Source organism: Jiangella rhizosphaerae, assembly GCF_003579925.1.
Lineage (GTDB): Bacteria > Actinomycetota > Actinomycetes > Jiangellales > Jiangellaceae > Jiangella > Jiangella rhizosphaerae.
Window position 1 is genome coordinate 1 of record NZ_QUAL01000182.1, and the last position, 19141, is coordinate 19141.

A 19141-nucleotide genomic window follows, 5' to 3' on the forward strand; every position below is an offset into this window, starting at 1 on the left:
AGCCCCGCGGCGGGCAGCCCCGCGGTGGCCAGCAGCGCGGCGGGCGGCAGCAGCGCGAGCGGGACACCACGCCCGGCGGCGCCATCGCCGAGGCGTTCCGGCGGGCCGGCTACGGCCGCTGACGCTGCCCTCAGGGGGTGGTGCCGAGCTTGGGATCGAACGCCGTCACCCAGAACACCTGGTGCTCGGCGTCGTAGTCGTCGATCATCGCGGTGCTGCCGGGGCGCAGCTCCTCGATGCCGTCGTGGCGCACCTCGATGACCACGGGCGCGCCGTCGGGGCCGGTGACCTCGGCCTGGCCGGTGTCGGGACCGACCTCGCCGGTGCGCACGACGCAGATGCTGCCGACCAGCCCGGTCGGGTCGGCCGGCCGCCCCGGCCGCAGGGCGCGGCGGATCGGCCCGGCCAGCAACGCCGTCCCCAGCGCGGCGGCGGCCAGCGCCAGCACGGCGATGACCACGGACGCCACCGCGCCCGGCGGGTGCACCGCGACGTCGCGGCTGTGCAGCAGCGTGCCGGCGAGCGTCGCCAGCCAGGCGAGCACGATGAACACCGACCAAATGACGTTCAGCGGCACGCCGTCGCCGGCGACGGGCGGGGTGCCGCCGACCATCACCAGCAGCCAGTAGACGAGCACGGCGACGGTGAGGAACGTGAAGGGCACCACCGGAAACGTCATGGCGGCGTCGAAGAGATCGTTGAGCGCCACCGTCCAGCCTTCCGAACGCGCAGGTGGTCGACGCGAGCATAGCGCTGTCTAGGGTGGGCGCGTGCGCGCGATGGTGTATCAGAGGTTCCAGGAGCGACCGGTCGTCCGCGACGTGCCCACACCGGCCTGCCCGCCCGGCGGCGCCGTCATCCGGGTCGAGGCGACCGGCCTGTGCCGCAGCGACTGGCACGGCTGGATGGGCCACGACGACATCGAGGTGCCGCACGTGCCCGGGCACGAGTTGGCCGGCGTGCTGGAGGAGGTCGCTCCCGACGTCACCGGCTGGCGGCCGGGCGAGCGGGTCACCGTCCCGTTCGTCTGCGCCTGCGGCGCGTGCGAGTACTGCCGGGCCGGCGACCACCAGGTGTGCGAGCACCAGACGCAGCCCGGCTTCACCCACTGGGGCTCGTTCGCCGAGTACGTGGCGATCGAGCACGCCGCGGTCAACCTCGTCCGCCTGCCGGACGAGGTCGACGCCGCCACGGCGGCCGGGCTGGGCTGCCGGTTCGCGACGGCGTACCGCGCGGTCGTCCAGCAGGGCCGCGTGGCGGCGGGTGAATGGGTGACGGTGCACGGCTGCGGCGGGCTGGGACTGTCCGCCGTCATGATCGCCGCGGCGCACGGTGCCCGCGTGATCGCCGTCGACGTCGCCGCGCCGGCGCTGGAACTCGCCCGCGTCGCCGGCGCGTCGGTCACCGTCGACGCGAGCGACGGCACCGACGTCGTGGCCGCGGTCCGCGACGCCACCGGTGGTGGGGCGCACCTCTCCCTCGACACGCTGGGCAGCACGACGACGTTCCAGAACTCGGTGCGCGGGCTCCGGCGGCGCGGCCGGCACGTCCAGGCGGGGCTGCTGGTGGCCGAGCACGCGACTCAGGCGGTGGCCATGGGCCCGCTGGTCGGGACGGAGCTGGAGCTGCTGGGCAGCCACGGCATGGCGGCGCACCACTATCCCGCGATGCTGGCCGAGATCGCGACGGGCATGCTCCGTCCGGACCTGCTGCTCGGCCGCGAACTGACGCTGGACGAGGGGGTCGACGCGCTGCTGGCGATGTCGGGCGGCTCGCCGACCGGGGTGACGATCCTTCGGCCGAACGGACCTGTCGCCGGTCGCTGACGCGATGATTGACTGTCTCCATGACCCGGAGACGACACGCGGTCATCGCCGCCGCCCTGCTGTTCGCCGCCACCTCCGTCACCGCCGCCGCTCCCGTGGGCGCCGCCGGCGCACGCGTCCCGGAGCCCACCATCGCCACCGGCCTGGGCTTCGACACCTGCACCGCACCGTCGGTCGCGGCGCTCGAGGCGTGGTGGGGGACGTCGCCATACTCCACGGTCAACATCTACTTCGGCGGCATCAACCGCGGCTGCCGGCAGCCGAACCTGACGCCGTCGTGGGTGCGGTCGGTCAGCGACCTCGGCTGGGGCCTGCTGCCGACGTACATGGGCCACCAGCCGATCTGCATCCTCGGCACCAAGGAGCACCGGTTCACCGAGGCCGACGCCACCGCCGTCGGCACCGCGAACGCGCAGGACGCCATCGCGCAGGCCCAGCACCTCGGGCTGCTGCCCGGCAGCGCCCTGTACGCCGACGTCGAGCACTACGACCGCCGCGACACCTCCTGCGTCACGGCGGTCCGGCGCTATGTCTCCGCCTGGGTGACGACGCTGCACGACGCCGGCTACCTCGCCGGGGTGTACGTGCACCAGGACTCCGGGCTGCGCGACCTGTCCGCCGTCTACGACTCCCCCGAGTACGCCCGCCCGGACGCCGTCTGGATGGCCCGGTGGGATGGCGACCCGGCACTCACCGGCTGGCCGACGGCGCCGGACAGCCAGTGGGCGAACCACCAGCGGGCCAAGCAGTACCTCGGCGACCACGACGAGACGCACGGCGGCGTCACGCTGAACATCGACAGCGACTCCCTCGACGCGCCCATCGCGACGGTTGCAGATCGATAACTAGGCTGACCTCCCTGTTCACGGCCGATTCAAGGGAGCAGACTCGACAGTGAGGACGGGGGGTCCATCATGCGCACACTCAGCAGGGCGGCGTCGGCCGCCATCGCCGCGGCGACGTTCGTCGCCGCGAGCATCAGCACGGCGGCGGCGCTCCCGGAGGACCCGGCCCTGTACCCGGTCCAAGGGGGAGCGTCGGCCACCTGGGCGACCGGCCGAGGCTTCGACACCTGCACGGCGCCCTCGCTCTCGGCGCTGCAGGCCTGGCGGGCCTCGCCGTACCGGACGGTCAACATCTACTTCGGCGGGGTGAACCGGGGCTGCGCCCAGCCGAACCTCACCGCCTCCTGGGTGCGCAGCGCCGCCGCGGCGAGCTGGCGCATCCTGCCGACGTACTTCGGGCGGCAGCCGTACTGCATGTTCGGCACCAAGCCGCACCGGTACACGTCGGCCACGTCGAGCACTTACGGCGTCCAGGACGCCCAGGACGCGATCGCGCAGGCCCGGACGCTCGGTCTGCTGCCGGGCAGCGCGCTCTACGCCGACGTCGAGCACTACGACCGCGCGAACGCCGACTGCGTGCTGGCGGTGCGCCGGTACGTGTCCAACTGGACGGTGACGCTGCACCAGGCCGGCTACCTCGCGGGGGTCTACGTGCACCAGGACTCCGGCCTGCGCGACCTGTCCGCCTCGTACCTGTCCACGTCGTGGGCCCGGCCCGACGCGGTCTGGATGGCCCGCTGGGACGGCAACCCGGCGCTCACCGGCTGGCCGACGGCACCGGACTCCCAGTGGGCCGGGCGGCAGCGCGCCAAGCAGTACCTCGGCGACCACAACGAGACCTGGGGCGGGGTCACCATCAACATCGACGGCGACTCCCTCAACGCGCCGGTCGCCACCGTCGCGCTGCCCTACCGCGTCACCAGTTCGGTGCCGCTGTCCGCCCGGACCGGTCCGTCGACGGCGTACCCGCTGGTCCGCGGGTGGGCGCCGGGGAGCACGCTGTCCGTCGTCTGCCAGGGCATCGGCCAGCCGGTCGGCAGTACGTCGGTGTGGGACCGGCTGTCCGACGGGTCGTGGGTGACCGACTACTACGTGTCCACGCCGTCGAACACCACCTACTCCCCGCCGCTGCCGAAGTGCACCTACCCGGGGCCCGTCACCAGCGCCACGCCGCTCAACGCGCGGACGGGACCGGGCGCGTCCTACCCCGTCAGCGGCGCCGCGCTGCCACGCGGGGCGCTGGCGTGGGTGATGTGCCAGAAGGCCGGCTCTCTGGTGGGCACCAGCCGGGTGTGGAACCGCCTCGACGACGGCCGCTGGGTCAGCGACTACTACGTCGGCAACCGGTCGGCGAGCACGTGGAGCGCACCGATCCCGCGCTGCCCGTGATCAGTACGTCCGCCACTCGTCGCGGACGTACTCGAGGACGACCGGGTCGAGCAGCGTCGACACCTCGGCGTCGGTGACCACGCGGTCCGGCGGGAACACCGTCGCGGCGGCCAGCACGTCCGGCGACAGGTACCGCAACGGCGGGACGTCGCCGGACAGCCGCAGCGGCGGACTCGCCGTGCCGGGCGCGGCCAGCAGGAAACCCCAGTCGCCGAAGCTGGGCACCGACGCGAGGTACGGCGTCACGCCGAGGCCGGCCGCCTCGACGGTGGCCCGGATGCACGCGAACGACCGCGGCGCGAAGTACGGCGAGCCGGCCTGGACGACCATCCGGCCGCCGTCGGCGACGAGGTCGCGCACCAGGCCGTAGAACTCCAGGGAATACAGCTTCGACGTGGCCGTGGAGTCGGGGTCGGGCATGTCCACGACGACGACGTCGTACGGTTCGGCACCGGCGTCGCGCTGGGCGCGGACCCAGCCGAAACCGTCGGCCGCCACGGCGGCGACGCGGTCGTCGGCGAACGCGTCGCGGTTCAGTGCCCGCAGCCGGTCGTTCGTCCGGGCCAGGTCCAGCACGGCCGGGTCCAGCTCGACCAGCGTGACCTCGGCGACGTCCGGGTATCGCAGGATCTCGCGCAGCGCCAGGCCGTCGCCGCCGCCCAGCACCAGCACGCGCTCGCGCGGGCCGGCCATCGCCGGGTGCACCAGCGACTCGTGGTAGCGGTACTCGTCGGGCGAGGCGAACTGCAGGTCGCCGTTGAGGAACAGCCGCAGGTCGTCGGTGCCGGAGAGCCGGCGCCGCTCGGTGAGCACGATCTCCTGGTACTCCGAGCGCTCGGCGTGCACGATCGGGTCGCGGAACAGCCGCTGCCGGGCGTCGACCTCGAGGTCGTCGGCGCGCACCAGCAGCGCCGTCAGCACGACCCCCACCGACGCCACCAGCGCCGCGATGACGGTCCAGCCGCGCCGCGACACCGTCCGCCGGAACAGCCAGGCCACGACGACGGTGCCGGCGACCAGGTTCAGGACCCCCGCCGCGATGGTGCCGCGGACCAGCCCGAACGCGGGCAGCAGCAGGAACGGGAAGGCCAGCCCGCCGAGCAGCGCACCCAGGTAGTCCGCGGCGAACATGTCCGCGACGGCGCTGCCGGCGTCCTGGGCGCGGATGCGCTGCAGCATCGTCATCAGCAGCGGGATCTCCGCGCCGATGAGCACGCCGATGAACGTCGCCAGCACGATCATCAGCGGCGTGTAGAGGTCGGTGACGGCGAACGCCCGGTACAGCAGCAGCACCGCCGCGCCGCCGGTCAGTGCCAGTAGTGACTCCACGACGACGAACGCCACCGCCGGCGACCGCTGCAGCGGCTTGGCCAGCAGCGACCCGATGCCCATCGCGAACACCATGACCGACACGACGATCGACGCCTGGACGACGGTGTCGCCGATGAGGTAGCTGCCCAGCGCGATCAGCGCGAGCTCGTAGACCAGCCCGCAGGCGGCGCAGACCAGCGCCGCGGCCAGGATGACGGCGCGCGCCGGCCGGGAGAAGCCGCCGGCCGGCGCCTCCCGCGGCGTGGTCGTGGTGGTGCTGGACGTGGCCGGCCTCCGGCGCTCAGACGATGGCGAGGGCCACGATGCCGGAGACCACGATGCGCAGCACCCCGAGCACCCAGCAGGCCGGGTGCGGCGTCTCGTGCACGAGGTCGTGCCGCACCTTGCCCGGGATCAGCAGGTCGACCAGGAAGAACACCAGCGCGCTGACCACCAGCCCGACGAGGCTGTAGACCACGGTCGTCAGCAGGCCGTCGGTGAGGTCGTCGGAGCTGGCGTAGATGGCCGCCACCACGATCAGGCCCTGGGCGAGGAACCCCGTCGACACCAGGACGGCCGCGTTGTGGTTGCGCTCGACGAAGAGGAGGTCGCGCAGCTTGCCCGGCGTCAGCAGGTCGATCAGCACGAAGCCGAGCAGCAGCATCGCCAGGCCCACGCCGCAGTAGGCCAGCACGATGCCGGCCTCCTCGACCAGCTCGCCGGCGTCGACGTCGCCATCGGCGCCCAGGGTCGTCAGCATGGGGTGTCCCTTCCCGTCGTCACTTGCCGAATCCGGAGCCGCCGCCGGAGAAACCGCTGCGGTAGCCGCCGCCGAACAGCCCCCACACCGGCACGATCACCGGTCCCCAGCGGTCGTAGCCGTCGCGGACGTCGGTGACCTCGATGTCGGACCCGCCGCCGGGCGACGGCGCGATGTGCACCATCGTCTCCTCGTAGCCGAGATAGCGGTCGTCGCCCTCACTGTGGTCGCGCCCGGCCTCCGCGGCCGACTCGATGGTCCCCGCGACGCTGAGCACGTCGTCGTCGCTGCGGTACGCGGCGTAGTCGCCGGACTGCGACACCAGCTCGTAGTTCTCGGCGATGGTGTCGCGGACGTCCTGGTCGTCGCTGCCGCACGCGGACAGCAGCAGCGCCGCGGCCACGGCGGCGCCCAGAACGGCACGGCGAGCGGTCATCGGGTCAGCTCCGTCCGGGTGGTCACCAGCTGGCCGGCGCCCGGGTAGGCGTGCCAGGTCGACCAGCCGACGGCGCCGGCGTCGAGCCGCCCGGCCCGCAGCGCGGTGACCGCGTCGGGGTCGGAGGGGAACGCGGCCACGACGGCGGCCGGCTCGGCGGCCAGCCGGCGCAGCTCGCCGACCCTGGCGCGCAGCGTCGTCGCCGGCAGCTCCTCGACGGTGGCGCGGAAGCGGTACGTCCAGCCGCCGGCCTCGCGCCGGACGTCGCCGGGCAGCCGGGCCGGCCGGCCCGGCAGGCAGGCCACCGTCTCGACGAGGTCGCCGAACACCACCTGGTGCGAGGCGCCCAGCACCCGCAGCTCCAGCGGCCCGGCCATGGTCAGCGCGAGCGGCGACACCAGCGGGTGGTCCAGCGTCCAGACGAGGTCGGACGCGCGCGTGTCGACGTAGGGCACGTCGAGGGTGGCGAGCACGTCAGCGCTGGACCGGGTCGCTGCCGGGGTACACGGTGAGGGTGCCCGGCGGGACGCGCTCGCCGACGGCGACCTCCCACTCACCGCCCTCGAACCGCTCGAAGGACAGGTAGCGTCCACGCGGCCCCTCGAAGTCGACGTACTCGACCCGTCCGGCCGAGCCCAGGCCGGTGGTGCCCTCGGAGACGAACTGCGCGGTGCCGTGCTCGTCGCGCCGGTACTCCACGCCGTCGTGGGTGAGCGTGGTGGCGCTGGGCCGCAGCGTGGAGTTCTTCAGCCGCACCCACCGGACCACCTCGAGGTCGGGGTCCTCCTCGACCGACAGCCAGCTGCGGCTGCCCTCGACGTCGTCGAGGAAGTGCTCGCTCCACTGGTAGCCGCCCTCGCGCAGCCGCAGGGAGCCGCGGACGAACAGGCGGTCGCCCAGCAGCTCGACCATGTCGCCGGCGCGCAGCGTGCGGGGGTCGCCGAAGGTGCTCTCGCCGGGGTCGAACGGGTCGCGGGGCGACGGTGCGGGACGCTGCCGGGACCGCAGTGCCCGGACCACGGCCACGGCCACGAGCGCGACCGCGACGACGATGACGACGATCAGCACGGTCCTCACGGACAGCGAGCCTACCGTCCGCCGATGCGCCCGGTTCGGGCGGCACACGTCCGCCCCTGGCTCTACGCTGCTGCCCACGCATTCGTCGTCACAGGAAGGCTCACCGATGGCTGGGAAGTTCGAGCTCTACAAGGACAAGTCCGACCAGTACCGCTTCCGCCTGAAGGCAGGCAACGGCGAGGTCATCGCCGTCGGCGAGGCGTACTCCAGCAAGGCCGGGGCGCTGAACGGCATCGACTCGATCCGGCGCAACGCCGCCGAGGCCGAGCTGGTCGACCAGACCGAGGCCGACCTCGTCGGCCAGGCCGACGACTGAGCCCACACCCGCCGCAGCCCCGGTCCGCCGCGTGCGGGCCGGGGCTCCGGTCGTCTAGCGTCAGTCCCATGGCAGCCTTGCGCGAGATCGTCGTCGACTGCGAGCACGCGCCGAGCCTGGCCCGGTTCTGGGCCGCCGTGCTCGACGACTACGACGTCCTCCCCTACGACGACGCCGAGATCGAGCGGCTGGCGGCGCTCGGCCTCACCCCCGAGACCGACCCGACGGTGGCCGTCGGCGGCCCCGGCCCGACGCTGTTCTTCCAGCAGGTGCCCGAGCCGAAGACGGTGAAGAACCGCGTGCATCTCGACGTCACCGCGCCCGACCGCGCCGCGGAGGTGGACCGGCTGCTCGCCCTCGGGGCCAGCGTGCACAGCGTCCACGAGCGGTGGACCACCCTGCTCGACCCCGAGGGCAACGAGTTCTGCGTCTCCGAGCCCGGCTGACGGCTCAGTCCGCCGCGGCCGCCGCCTGCGTGGCGCGCTGCCGCAGCGCCTGCCAGGCGGGCAGCAGCGTCGCAGCCAGCGTCAGCCCCAAGGCGACCGCCACCACGCCCGCGTAGATCAGCGGCGAGCCCGACGGCGTCAGCTGGTCGGCCCGCGCGAGGCTGAACGGGACCAGCGTCGCGACCGACGCGAGCGTGCCGAGCACGATGCCGACCGCCGCCACCAGCACACCCTCGGCGCCGACCATCCGCAGCACCTGGGCGCGGGTGGCGCCGGTGAGGCGCTGCAGCCCGAACTCGCGCCGCCGGGCCCCGGTGCTCGACGACAGCACGTTGATCACGGAGATCGCGGCGTACGCGACGATCATGAGCACGATGGTGTAGTTGGCGAAGGCGAGGGTGCGCTGCTGGTCGCCGTAGTCGTCGTACAGCGCCGCACGGTCGGCGACGGCCAGCCCGGGCGTCGCCGCGGCCAGCTCTCGCAGCGCGGCCACGACGGCGTCCGCGTCACCGCCGGCGGCCACCAGGATCTCGTGCACGCCGCCCTCCGTCGTGTGCTGTGCCAGCAGGTCGGCCGGCAGCAGCAGCGTGTCGAAGTCGTCGGCGGCGTCGAACGTGGCGACGACCCGCACCGTCGCCGTCGCGCCGTCGCCCAGCCGCAGCGTCAGCTCGTCGCCGATCCCGGCCCCGAGCGAGCGGGCGTGGTCCGCGCCCAGTGCCACCGTGTCGCCGGTGAGATCGGTCAGCTCGCCGGCCACCGTCGTGACCGGCGCGGTCGCGGCCGCACCGGCGGCCGTGACGCCCTGCAGCGTCCAGCCCTCGTCGCCCTGGGAGTCGTCGTGCGGCGACTCGACGAAGCCGGTGCTGCGCACCAGCGCCGAGGCACCGGCGACGCCGGGAAGGGCGGCGATCCGGTCGACCAGCTCCGGGCCGGCCGGTGCGGACGACGTCACGACGGCGTCCGCGACCAGCCCGCGGGCGAAGGCCTCGCGGTTGACCGCGTCCTCGGTCGACTGCAGGTACAGCGTGCCGGTGGCGACGCCGGTGAGCATGACGATCGGCGTGACGACGGCCGCCGTGCGGGCCGCGCGGCCCCGGGCGTTGAGCACGGCCAGATGCCCGGAGACGCCGGCCACCGCCCGCACCGGCCACTGCAGCACCGCGGTCAGCGCGCGGGTCAGTACGGGGCTCAGCAGCGCCAGGCCGATGGCCCACAGGAACACCGCGGGACCGGCCGTGCTCGACGTGAGCGGGCCGCTCATGACGGTCACTGTCACCACGCCCAGCGCGACGCCTCCGCTCAGCGCCAGCAGGCCGAACAGCCACCGCCACGGGCTCATCGTCCGGGTCTCGAGAGCGGCCTCGGCCAGCGCCTGGACCGGCCGCACGGCGGCGGCCCGGCGGCCGGCGATCAGCGCACCGCCGATCGCCGCGACGAGCGCCGCGCCCACCGCCGTCACCACCGGGATCCAGCCCTGCCGGAACTCCACCCCTGCGGGCACCACCCCGGCGTCGGTCATCCGCTCGAACAGGAACTCCCCCAGGTAACGGCCAGGGATCAGCGCGAGCGCGGTCGCGACCACCGACAGCAGCAGCGTCTCGCCGAGCACCATCCGCCGCAGCTGACCCGGCGTCGCGCCGGTCGCCCGCAGCAGCGCCAGCTCGCGGCCGCGTTGCTGGATGGACAACGCGAGCATCGATGCCACGCCGAACATCGAGACGATGGTGGCCCAGCCGCCGAACACGCCCGCCAGCGAGATCAGGTCCTCGCTGCTGGCCCGCGCCTCGGGCAGCTCGGCCAGGCCGCGGTCGTCGCCGGTGAGCGTCGTCGTGGCCGTGCCGTCGAGCGCGGTGCCGATGCGCTCGCGCAGCTCGCCGGCGCCGATGCCCCGCGCGGCCGTCACTGCGATCGCGTCGACCATGCCGGCCGGCGCCGGCCCGTCGAGGACATGCCCCTGGGCCGTGGCCACCCCGTCGACCGCGGCGACGGTCGCGACCAGGTCGTCGTCGATGCGCACCCGCTCGGGCAGCACCGCCGACTCGTCGGTGCCGGGGATGTCGTAGCGCTGCTCCCCCGCGACGACGACGTCCGCGCCGGCCAGCTGCCGGGGCGGCACCGCGGTGCGGATGCCGGTCTCCATCAGGCCGCCGCAGGCCATCACGATCGCGGCGCCGAGGACCATCGCCACGAACGCCGCCACGAACGCGCCCTTGCGATACCGCAGGGTTCGCACCGCCAGACCGAACATCGATCGCTCCCGAGGACATGGCCGCGCGGGGTGCGCGGCCTCGGGACCGACGCTACGGAGCCGGCGGCGTCGCCCCCATGGCGCTGACCGGCCGCTTCATCGGGGGGACAGCCCCACCTCAGACGCTGGGCCCGCTCATCGCCGGTCTGCCCGGCCCTCCTTGCGGCGGGCCAGCCAATCGGCCCGGAGCAGGCCCATGAGGATGGTGTCGACCCGCTCGCCGTCCCAGAGCAGCGACTCGCGCACCCGGCCCTCGACGACGAACCCGCACTTCTCGTACGACCGCTGCGCGCGCGGGTTGAACGCGTACACCTCGAGGCCGACGCGGTGTACGCCGACCTCCTCGAAGAGGTGGCGCAGCATCAGCTCGATCGCCTCCGGGCCGAGCCCGCGGCCGCGGTACTTCTCGACGAGGTCGATGCGGAAGCCCGCGGTCTCGTTGTCGGCGTCGACGTCGTTGACGGCCAGCCCGCCGGCGTACTCGCCGGTGACGGCGTCCTCGATGGCCCAGTCGAGGCGGTCGTCCTGGTCGGCGCGGCTGGCGCAGAACGCGTCGATGGCCTCGCGGGTGAACGTCTGGTGGGTGCCGGTGAGCCGGGCCGACTCGGGGTCGTCCAGCGACTCGAACAGGGCCTGGGCGTGCTCGGGGCCGAGCGGGACCAGCCGGATGCGCTCGCCGGTCAGCGTGGGCGTGGTGGCCACGGCTGCTAGGTTGATCACGGGCTCTGTCTACCGGCCCACGCCGGCGGGCGGCAACGGGTTTTGCCACGCCCGCAAAGGCGAAGGCCCCTCGGAGTAAGGGTCCGAGGGGCCTTCTCAGTCGACCGGAACCATCGCGACCGGATGAACCGGCCGGATGCTCACCGCCTCCGATGACGGCGGGTCGAGCGGTGGGACTCACGGTTTCCCGTGGGTGGTCCACAGCCCTTCCGGTCTGCCGTCCGGGTCCGTCAGCCGCCCCGCCCATCGGGGTGCGGTTCGCCGGGTCTCCCCGACGTGGCGAACTGCCGTTCTCCGTCCGGCACGCCCTCGACTTTTCGGTGCCTTTGACCAGGTCACCCTGGCTTTTCGGCTCCGAGCTCGTCGATGACGATGGAGCATTTCTAGTCCTGTCGCACAAGCCGCACAAGGGGGTTCGGCGAAGAATTCCGGGCCGGTCCGTCACCCACAAGTCTGTCCACAACCGGCTGAGCGTGCGCGGCCGGTTACCCACAGCCCTGTGCACAGAATCTGTGGACAATCAGCGGCGGTTCAGCACCCGGGTGACGGCCGCGACGACGGTCGTGGCGAGGACCGCGCCGCTGAAGACGAGCCCGTACGCCACCACCAGGTCCATCCCGCGCGGGTCCCACGCGTTGTCCTGGCCCAGGCTCAGGATCGGGATCAGCAGGTCGAGGGTGTAGCCGAGCGGGTTGAACGTCGGGTGGACGTTGACCTCGACCGGATCGAGCTCCTTGGACCAGAAGTACGCCGTCCCGAACACCAGCAGGCCGACGAACCAGATGGCCGCGAGGCCCGGCCGGTAGCCGAAGCCGACGGTGACGTCCTGCAGGTAGCCCCAGCCCTTCATCAGCAGCTGGCCCAGCGACGACGTGCCGAGCAGGTCGCGGCGGTGCCGGAGCCGGGCCAGCAGGACGGTGCGCGCCGCGGCGTCGTCGCCGGAGCGGCGGTAATGGTTGGCCAGCTGTTCGTACACCTGGTGCTGGTAGCCGGTGGGGTCGCGGCGCAGCCAGGCCAACGCGGTGTCGACGTCGGCGTCGCCGGGATCGTCGAAGGTCAGGCCGGACAGCATGACCATCGACGTGTCGGTGGGGTCCATGACCAGCGTGCGGACCTCGGAGCCGCGCAGGTCGACGGCGATCTCGCCGGCCGGGAGCTCGACGGTGCCGGCCTGCAGCTCGGACAGGTCGATGAGGGCCCGCCCGCCGATGGCCGTCGTCGTGGCGACGCTCAGGTCGTTCATGAGGATCCGGCGGGCCACCACGGCCTCGTGCAACGAGACCAGCGGCCGCACCTGCTCGGTGCCCGCCGCCCGCGAGTCCGCGGCGTGCTCCTGGCTGATGGTCACCTGCTCGCAGGAGAGCTCACCGATGTGAGCACGGTCCAGGCGCACCTCGCCGACGATGGTCAGCGGGCCGTTGCCGGTCGACCGCCGCGAACCGAGCTCGACCGCACCCGACACCCGCAGGTTCGGCGCGAACACCGCGGTCCGGCCCGGGTTGGTCAGCGTGGTGCGGCCGCGGACCAGCAGCCGTCCGGCCAGCACCGCCTCGGCCAGCGAGAACTGCCCGGTCAGCTCGACGTCGCGGCACTCGAGATTGCCCTCGACCTTGAGCCCGGCGGCGGCCACGATCTCGCCCACCGGGACCCGGCCGTCGTCGCGCTCGCCGGTCTCGCCGTGCAGCGCCGTCAGCACGACGCTGAAGCCCACCTCGGCCCGCCGCAGCGCCACGCCGCCGGTCAGCTCGGCGTCGCGGACGAGGACCGCCCCACCGACGGCGACCTGGGCGGCGTCGACGGCGAACCGGCCCGGGTGGCGGTAGCGGCCGCCGTCGACGATGAGATCGCCGCCCACCCGGGACCGCGCGACGATGACCGCGCCGTCGACGTCGAGCTCGGTGAGCCGGATCACCCCGCCGGTGACGTCGGGCAGCAGCAGCGCGGTCTGCCCGGGGGCGGCGAACTCGGCGTGCCGCAGGCTCAGCCCGGCCGAGAACGTCGAGCCGGTGAGCCGCAGCGCGCCGCGGAACACGCCGCCGTCGACCAGGAACTCGTCGGACATCGTCTGGATCGCGCTGAACACGATCGGCCCGTCGGTCGACCCGACGCCGTGGCCCGCCAGCGTCGAGCCGCTGAGCACGAACCGGCGCCGCACGTGCGCCTGGTCGAAGGAGACGGTGCCCTCGATCTCGGACCGCTCGAACGAGACCTTGCCGCCGACCTGCAGGCCGGTGCCGTCGAGCGCCCGGTGGTCGGGCCGGCGCAGCACGGCGCCGTCGAGCACGAGGTCGCCGCCGACCTTGCCGTCGCGCATCACCACACCGCCGTCGGCCCAGAAGCCGCCGAGGTCGGAGGAGTACGGATCGTTGCCGACGACGAGGTCGCCGCGGACCTCGATGCGCGGCGCGATGAGCGCGTTGCCGTCGGGGTTGTAGATCTGCGCACCGGTGAGCACGACGCTGTCGGCGACGGCCGCGGTCAGCCGGACGGCGCCGTCGCAGACCAGGCCGCGCGCGGTGAACCGGCCGTCGACTCGCAGGCCGATGGCGTCCACCCCCATGCCGGACGCCTCGATGTAGGCGCCGCGCAGCAGCACGTCGCTGCGGACCCGCGCCTGGAACAGGCGCAGCTGCCCCTGCACGTGCACGCCGTCCATGGCCAGGCTCTTGCCGAGGTCGGCGTGGGCGAGGTCGAGGTCGCCGCGGCAGCGGAACCGGCGCCCGAGCACCATCCGCTCGCCGACGACGGCCCGCGACGCCGCCAGCGCGCGGTAGCCGCCGTCGAGGGTGGCGCCGCTGAGGAACACCGCCGCGCCGACCCGGATGCCCTTGATGTTCAGCCCGCCCTTGGCGGACAGCCGCTCGAGGTTGAGGTCGCGCCGGACCGTCGCCGACTGCAGACTCACCGCCCAGGAGTCGTCGGGGTTGGTGACCCGCGTGCCGACCAGCCGGACGGAGGTCGCCTCCATCTCGTCCAGCATCACCCGGCCGACCAGCCGGGCGCGGTCGGCGACCAGCGATCCGACGGCGGCGCCGATGCCGACCATCGCGTACCCGCCGGGGTTGCTGATCTCGACGCCGCGCAGGGCGAGGGTGTCGCGGACGACGCCGCGCGGGATCAGCATGCGGCCGAGGATGCGGGTGCCGTTCTCGGCCTCCAGCCGGTCGGCCTCGATGTCGCTGGCCACCAGCGCGTCGCCGCCCGGATTGGCCAGCACGGCGGCGTCGAAGACGACGCTGCCGGCGACCGTCGCGTGGCCGAGGTCGACGGTGCCGCTGCAGCGCAGGCCGTGCCCCTGCACGCCGCCCGCCACCAGCCGGCGGGCGTCCAGCGCCACGCCGTGGCGGTTGCGCAGGACGGCGTCGGTGAGGTCGAGCCGCCCGGCCACCGTCGCGCCCGACAGCACGATCGGGCCGCGGACGCGGGCGCCGACCAGGCCGAGCCCGCCGTCGACCCGCAGCCGCTCGGCGTCGACGGCCTCGCCGGAGACCGCGAACAGCCGGGCCCGGGTGAGCAGCAGGTCGCCGCCGACGCCGAGGTTGCGGGCGTGGAAGAGCGTCGAGCGGCCGTCGAACCGGCTGTCCTCGAACGACGCCGACCGGTGCACGTGGGTGTCGACCATGCTCACCGAGCCGACCAGGCACTCGCGCACGGAGAGGGCGTTCTGCACGTCGACGGACTCCGTGCGCAGGTCGGGCACCCGGCACCGGACCAGCTCGACGCCGGCCGCGGTCAGGTCCGCGAGCACGAGGACGTCGTCGATCCAGCACATGTCCAGCCGCAGCGGCCGCTCCAGCCGCCCGTAGCGCAGTTGCAGCCCACCGGTGATGCGGGCACCGGTGAGCCGGACGGCGGCGCCGGGCACGCCGCCGGAGTCGCGCAGCAGTTCGTCGAGGACACGCGCCCGGACGGTGCGCGACTCGTCCCAGGCGTCGCCGGACTCGACCGAGCGCGGGTCGATGTCGCGGCCGAGGTCGGCCTCACCGCCGCGCGCGACGGCCGACCGCAGCACCGACTCGGCGCGGCTGAGCCTGTCGCGCACCCTGCCTCCCGGTCCGGCCATCTACCCTCGCCGTTGTCGGTGATCAATGTAACGGCTGCGGCAAAGCGGTTGTATGCGGACGGACCAACTCGAACGGATCACCCCGCTACGCCGTGTCGTTACGCGGCGTTCATCCGCGGATGCGATAAGAATCGAGAAGACCCCTCGGAGTAAGGGTCCGAGGGGTCTTCCACCTGCGCCGACATCGGTGCGGACGGGTCGATACGCACCGTGACCCACAGGTTGTGGATCAGTTGTGGAAACCCGCGCCGAACCGTGACAAAGGGCGCCGCCCGCTGTCAACGAGTCGACACCGCCTCCAGCCCGAAACCGCTCGGCGCCTCCAGCGACAGCCGGTTGCCTGTGATCGAGAACCGCACGTCGCCGGCCAGGGCCTCAAGCACGACGTCCTCGACGTACCCGGCCGCGCCGTCGCAGGCCACGTCGGTCGTCACGAGGTCGCGGACGGTGAGGGTGTCGCCGTCGATCGTGACCGTGCCGGTGAGCTCGTTGCAGCCGGTGTGGCCGGTGAGTGCGTCGCCGTCGATGCGCAGGAACGCCGCGACGCCGACCGGGACGGACGACGCCGTCTCGCCGTCGGTCAACCCGTCGACGTCCCACTGGCGGCCGGTCAGCTCGACCGGCGGCTGCAGCACGTCGCGGTCGGTCAGCGAGACCACCAGCTCGCCCGCGGTGAGGACGAGGGTGGCGTCGTCGGCCAGCTCCCAGGCCGGCTCGGCGCCCAGCAGGTCGGTGAGCCAGGCGTCGGCGGCCATGACCTCGGGCTCGCAGCCCATCTCCGTCAGGGCGAGGTCGGCGGCGACGAGGCGGCCGCCGGACAGGTCGACCGGTCCGTTCGCGCTGTTGCACCCCGCGGACGCCAGCAGCCGGCCGTCGTCGGTGAACTGCAGGTTCAGCGGCCCGCCGCCCGGGATGCCGACGTCGTCGGTGGAGAGGAACGTGCGACCGGCCAGCGCGGCGCCGGCGCCACTCGCCGTGCCGTCGGCACCGTCGGCGCCTGCGGCGGAGTCGCCGCAGGCGGCCAGGAGCAGCAGGACGCCCAGCAGGCCGAGACCACCCGCTGGGCGTCGCATGTCAGAGGTCCGTGGACGGGGCGTCGGAGGCCGCCATCGTCAGCGAGTCGCCCTCGGCGTTGGTCAGCGTCAGCACGTCGCCCGACACCTCGACCGTGACCTCGCCGTTGAGCACCCGCAACATCGAGCTGTCGATCTGCCCGAGGTCGCCGGAGCAGCCGCGGCGGGTGGAGATGAGCGGCTGGAAGGTGATGCTGGAGTCGCTCACCTCGGCCGATCCGCTGAAGCCGTTGCACCCCGTGGAGCCGGTGACGTCGCCGTTCTCGTCGATCTCGAAGTACGCCTCCGATTCGGTCGGGCCCGCCACCGTCGCGCCGGCGGCCTGGAGCTCTTCGAGCACCCACCGGCTGCCGACGATCGGCACGGCCGGCTCGGTGGATCCGCCGACCCCGGAGTCACCAGGGACGGCGGTGGTGTCGTCGCCGCTGTCGTTGCCGCCGCAGGCCGCCAGCAGGGCGAGGCCGGCCACCGCGGCGAGGGTTCCTAGTCGTCGCATATCCATGGGACGGCCGCGGGGCCACCGCCGTTCCTGGGTTGCGCGAAGTTACCGACAAGTAGCACCATGGGGTTACCGGCTGGTAGCAAACGCTGACGGAGGATGCGATGGGCCACTACAAGTCCAACCTGCGCGACATCGAGTTCGCGCTGTTCGACGTGTTCGGCAGCGACGCGCAGCTGGGCAGCGGGCGCTACGAGGAGTTCGACGCCGACACGGTGCGCAGCATCCTGGCCGAGGTCGACCGCATGAGCCGCGAGGACCTCGCCGCCTCCTACGTCGAGTCCGACCGCACGCCGCCGGTCTACGACCCCGCCGCGCGCACCGTCGCCCTCCCCGAGGCGTTCAAGAAGAGCTTCGCCACGCTGATGGACTCCGAGCTGTGGCGCTTCGCCCTGCCCGAGGGCCTCGGCGGCACCCCGCTGCCACCGTCGGTGTTCTGGGGCGCCGCCGAGCTGATCCTCGGCTCCAACGCCGCGGCCTGGATGTACGCGTCCGGCCCGTCGTTCGCCAGCGTCATCTGGCGCAACGGCACCGAGGCGCAGAAGCGCATCGCCGAGATCATGATCGACCGCCGGTGGGCGGCCACCATGGTCCTCACCGAGCCCGACGCCGGTTCCGACGTCGGCGCGGGAACCACCAAGGCCCACCCGCAGCCCGACGGCACCTGGCGCATCGAGGGCGTGAAGCGGTTCATCACGTCCGGCGAGCACGACATGAGCGAGAACATCGTCCACCTCGTGCTCGCCCGGCCGGTCGGCGTCGAGGGCGCCGGCGGCCCGGGCACCAAGGGGCTGTCGCTGTTCATCGTGCCGAAGTTCCGGTTCGACCCCGAGACCGGCGAGCTGGGCGAGCGCAACGGCGTCTACGCCACGAACGTCGAGAAGAAGATGGGCCTCAAGGTCTCGTCCACCTGCGAGCTCACCTTCGGCGACGGCGAACCGGCGGTGGGCTGGCTGCTCGGCGACGTGCACGACGGCATCGCGCAGATGTTCCAGGTCATCGAGTACGCCCGCATGATGGTGGGCACGAAGGCCATCGCCACGCTGTCGTCGGGCTACCTCAACGCGCTGGAGTACGCCAAGGAGCGCGTCCAGGGCGCAGACCTCACCCGGGCCACGGACAAGACCGCGCCCCGGGTCACCATCACCCACCATCCCGACGTCCGCCGCTCGCTGATGACGCAGAAGGCCTACGCCGAGGGGATGCGGGCGCTGGTGCTCTACACCGCCACCATGCAGGACCGCGTCATCGCGGCGGAGGCGCGGGGCGAGACCGACGAGACCGCCGAGCGCGTGAACGACCTGCTGCTGCCGATCGTCAAGGGCTACGGGTCGGAGCGGTCCTGGGTGCTGCTCGGCTCGGAGTCGCTGCAGACGTTCGGCGGGTCGGGCTTCCTGCAGGACTACCCGCTGGAGCAGTACGTCCGCGACGCCAAGATCGACACCCTCTACGAGGGCACCACGGCCATCCAGGGCCAGGACTTCTTCTTCCGCAAGATCGTCCGCGACAACGGGCAGGCGATCGGCTGGCTGTCGCAGCAGATCCAGCAGACCGTCGACGACGAGCTGGGCGGCGGGCGGCTGAAGGTCGAGCGGGAGCTGCTGGCCAAGGCACTGGCCGACGTGCAGGGCATCCTCGGCGCGATGGTCGGCTTCCTCATGTCCGCCGACGAGCGCACCGAGGGCGGCGACGTCCGCAACGTCTACAAGGTCGGCCAGAACACCACCCGGCTACTCCTGGCCGCCGGCGACCTCGTCGTCGCCTGGCTGCTGCTCCGTCAGGCGGCCGTGGCCCTGACGAAGCTCGACGGCGACGTACCGGCCAAGGACCAGGCCTTCTACGAGGGCAAGGTCGCGGCCGCGCAGTTCTTCGCCCGGCAGGTGCTGCCGCGCCTGGCGGCCGAGCGGGCCGTGGCCGAGGCCACCGACAACGCCCTCATGGACCTCGACGAGGCCGCCTTCTGACGCCTCTCCCACGCGGCTGACCGCCGCCCCGCCACGTCGGCCCTCGGACCGTTCCACCCACGGTCCGGGGGCCGTCGCCGTCCCCTCGCGACCGCCCCGTTGATCTTGGAGTAGTTCGGCCATCTATCGGACATTTCACCCCGCAAGTGCCGAAGAACTCCAAGATCA

16 protein-coding genes and 1 pseudogene are annotated in these 19141 nt (G+C 73.2%); 6 read left to right on the top strand and 11 right to left on the bottom strand.

The features are described 5' to 3' along the window. Positions 1-130 precede the first annotated feature (130 nt). Positions 131-709 (bottom strand): hypothetical protein, encoded by a 579-nt coding sequence (locus DY240_RS19640; protein WP_119661541.1) that lies wholly within the window; start codon positions 707-709, stop codon positions 131-133. Positions 710-770: 61 nt separating this feature from the next. Here DY240_RS19640 and DY240_RS19645 point away from each other — a divergent pair, with 61 nt between their 5' ends. From DY240_RS19645 to DY240_RS19655, 3 genes are all read left to right on the top strand, one after another. Beyond that, complete coding sequence (locus DY240_RS19645) at positions 771-1826, top strand: zinc-dependent alcohol dehydrogenase family protein (protein WP_119661542.1); 1056 nt, start codon at positions 771-773, stop codon at positions 1824-1826. Positions 1827-1846: 20 nt separating this feature from the next. Beyond that, a complete protein-coding gene (locus DY240_RS19650; protein WP_119661543.1) occupies positions 1847-2671 on the top strand; it encodes a glycoside hydrolase domain-containing protein in 825 nt (274 codons plus the stop codon). A 69-nt stretch (positions 2672-2740) separates the two neighbouring features. Further along, positions 2741-4060, top strand: a complete 1320-nt coding sequence (locus DY240_RS19655) for a glycoside hydrolase domain-containing protein (RefSeq protein WP_119661544.1) — start codon at positions 2741-2743, stop codon at positions 4058-4060. Here the strand turns inward: DY240_RS19655 and DY240_RS19660 are convergent. From DY240_RS19660 to DY240_RS19680, 5 genes and pseudogenes are all read right to left on the bottom strand, one after another. After that, a pseudogene (locus DY240_RS19660) lies at positions 4061-5659 on the bottom strand (polyamine aminopropyltransferase); the annotation flags it as partial. Between the two features lie 13 nt (positions 5660-5672). After that, on the bottom strand, positions 5673-6131 hold the full coding sequence (locus DY240_RS19665) for a DUF350 domain-containing protein (RefSeq protein WP_119661546.1): 459 nt from the start codon (positions 6129-6131) through the stop codon (positions 5673-5675). A 19-nt stretch (positions 6132-6150) separates the two neighbouring features. Beyond that, positions 6151-6567, bottom strand: a complete 417-nt coding sequence (locus DY240_RS19670) for a DUF4247 domain-containing protein (RefSeq protein ID WP_119661547.1) — start codon at positions 6565-6567, stop codon at positions 6151-6153. Beyond that, entirely contained in the window at positions 6564-7040 is a 477-nt protein-coding gene (locus tag DY240_RS19675) for a DUF2617 family protein (RefSeq protein ID WP_119661548.1), read from the bottom strand. Before DY240_RS19675 ends, DY240_RS19670 begins: the two co-directional genes overlap by 4 nt. A 1-nt stretch (position 7041) precedes the next feature. Further along, positions 7042-7644 (bottom strand): DUF4178 domain-containing protein, encoded by a 603-nt coding sequence (locus tag DY240_RS19680; protein ID WP_119661549.1) that lies wholly within the window; start codon positions 7642-7644, stop codon positions 7042-7044. 106 nt (positions 7645-7750) lie between these two features. Between DY240_RS19680 and DY240_RS19685 the strand changes: the two genes are divergently transcribed. Next, positions 7751-7960, top strand: a complete 210-nt coding sequence (locus DY240_RS19685; RefSeq protein WP_119661550.1) for a YegP family protein — start codon at positions 7751-7753, stop codon at positions 7958-7960. Positions 7961-8028: 68 nt separating this feature from the next. Then, positions 8029-8406 carry a VOC family protein gene (locus DY240_RS19690; protein WP_119661551.1) on the top strand — a complete coding sequence of 126 codons (378 nt, stop codon included), beginning with the start codon at positions 8029-8031 and terminating at the stop codon, positions 8404-8406. Positions 8407-8410: 4 nt separating this feature from the next. Here DY240_RS19690 and DY240_RS19695 read toward each other — a convergent pair whose 3' ends face one another. The 5 genes from DY240_RS19695 to DY240_RS19715 all read right to left on the bottom strand — a co-directional run bounded on the left by DY240_RS19695 (position 8411) and on the right by DY240_RS19715 (position 17006). Continuing rightward, the gene (locus tag DY240_RS19695; RefSeq protein WP_199701824.1) at positions 8411-10639 is read right to left on the bottom strand and encodes an FtsX-like permease family protein; all 2229 of its coding nucleotides are present in this window, start codon (positions 10637-10639) and stop codon (positions 8411-8413) included. Positions 10640-10789: 150 nt separating this feature from the next. Then, the gene (locus DY240_RS19700) at positions 10790-11374 is read right to left on the bottom strand and encodes a GNAT family N-acetyltransferase (RefSeq protein WP_119661553.1); all 585 of its coding nucleotides are present in this window, start codon (positions 11372-11374) and stop codon (positions 10790-10792) included. Between the two features lie 520 nt (positions 11375-11894). After that, entirely contained in the window at positions 11895-15416 is a 3522-nt protein-coding gene (locus tag DY240_RS19705; protein ID WP_119661554.1) for a hypothetical protein, read from the bottom strand. A 299-nt stretch (positions 15417-15715) separates the two neighbouring features. Beyond that, positions 15716-16510 (bottom strand): META domain-containing protein, encoded by a 795-nt coding sequence (locus DY240_RS19710; RefSeq protein ID WP_119661555.1) that lies wholly within the window; start codon positions 16508-16510, stop codon positions 15716-15718. 1 nt (position 16511) lies between these two features. Then, complete coding sequence (locus tag DY240_RS19715) at positions 16512-17006, bottom strand: META domain-containing protein (protein WP_158602912.1); 495 nt, start codon at positions 17004-17006, stop codon at positions 16512-16514. A gap of 107 nt (positions 17007-17113) precedes the next feature. Here DY240_RS19715 and DY240_RS19720 point away from each other — a divergent pair, with 107 nt between their 5' ends. Further along, positions 17114-18973 carry an acyl-CoA dehydrogenase gene (locus tag DY240_RS19720; RefSeq protein ID WP_119661557.1) on the top strand — a complete coding sequence of 620 codons (1860 nt, stop codon included), beginning with the start codon at positions 17114-17116 and terminating at the stop codon, positions 18971-18973. Positions 18974-19141: the final 168 nt, after the last annotated feature.

What these genes read in the sequence shown, in the direction of transcription:
- DY240_RS19650 (WP_119661543.1), top strand. Translation starts at nt 1,847, where the DNA reads ATGACCCGGAGACGACACGCGGTCATCGCCGCCGCCCTGCTGTTCGCC.
- DY240_RS19655 (WP_119661544.1), top strand. Translation starts at nt 2,741, where the DNA reads ATGCGCACACTCAGCAGGGCGGCGTCGGCCGCCATCGCCGCGGCGACG.
- DY240_RS19665 (WP_119661546.1), bottom strand. Translation starts at nt 6,131, where the DNA reads ATGCTGACGACCCTGGGCGCCGATGGCGACGTCGACGCCGGCGAGCTG.
- DY240_RS19670 (WP_119661547.1), bottom strand. Translation starts at nt 6,567, where the DNA reads ATGACCGCTCGCCGTGCCGTTCTGGGCGCCGCCGTGGCCGCGGCGCTG.
- DY240_RS19685 (WP_119661550.1), top strand. Translation starts at nt 7,751, where the DNA reads ATGGCTGGGAAGTTCGAGCTCTACAAGGACAAGTCCGACCAGTACCGC.
- DY240_RS19690 (WP_119661551.1), top strand. Translation starts at nt 8,029, where the DNA reads ATGGCAGCCTTGCGCGAGATCGTCGTCGACTGCGAGCACGCGCCGAGC.
- DY240_RS19710 (WP_119661555.1), bottom strand. Translation starts at nt 16,510, where the DNA reads ATGCGACGCCCAGCGGGTGGTCTCGGCCTGCTGGGCGTCCTGCTGCTC.
- DY240_RS19715 (WP_158602912.1), bottom strand. Translation starts at nt 17,006, where the DNA reads ATGCGACGACTAGGAACCCTCGCCGCGGTGGCCGGCCTCGCCCTGCTG.
- DY240_RS19720 (WP_119661557.1), top strand. Translation starts at nt 17,114, where the DNA reads ATGGGCCACTACAAGTCCAACCTGCGCGACATCGAGTTCGCGCTGTTC.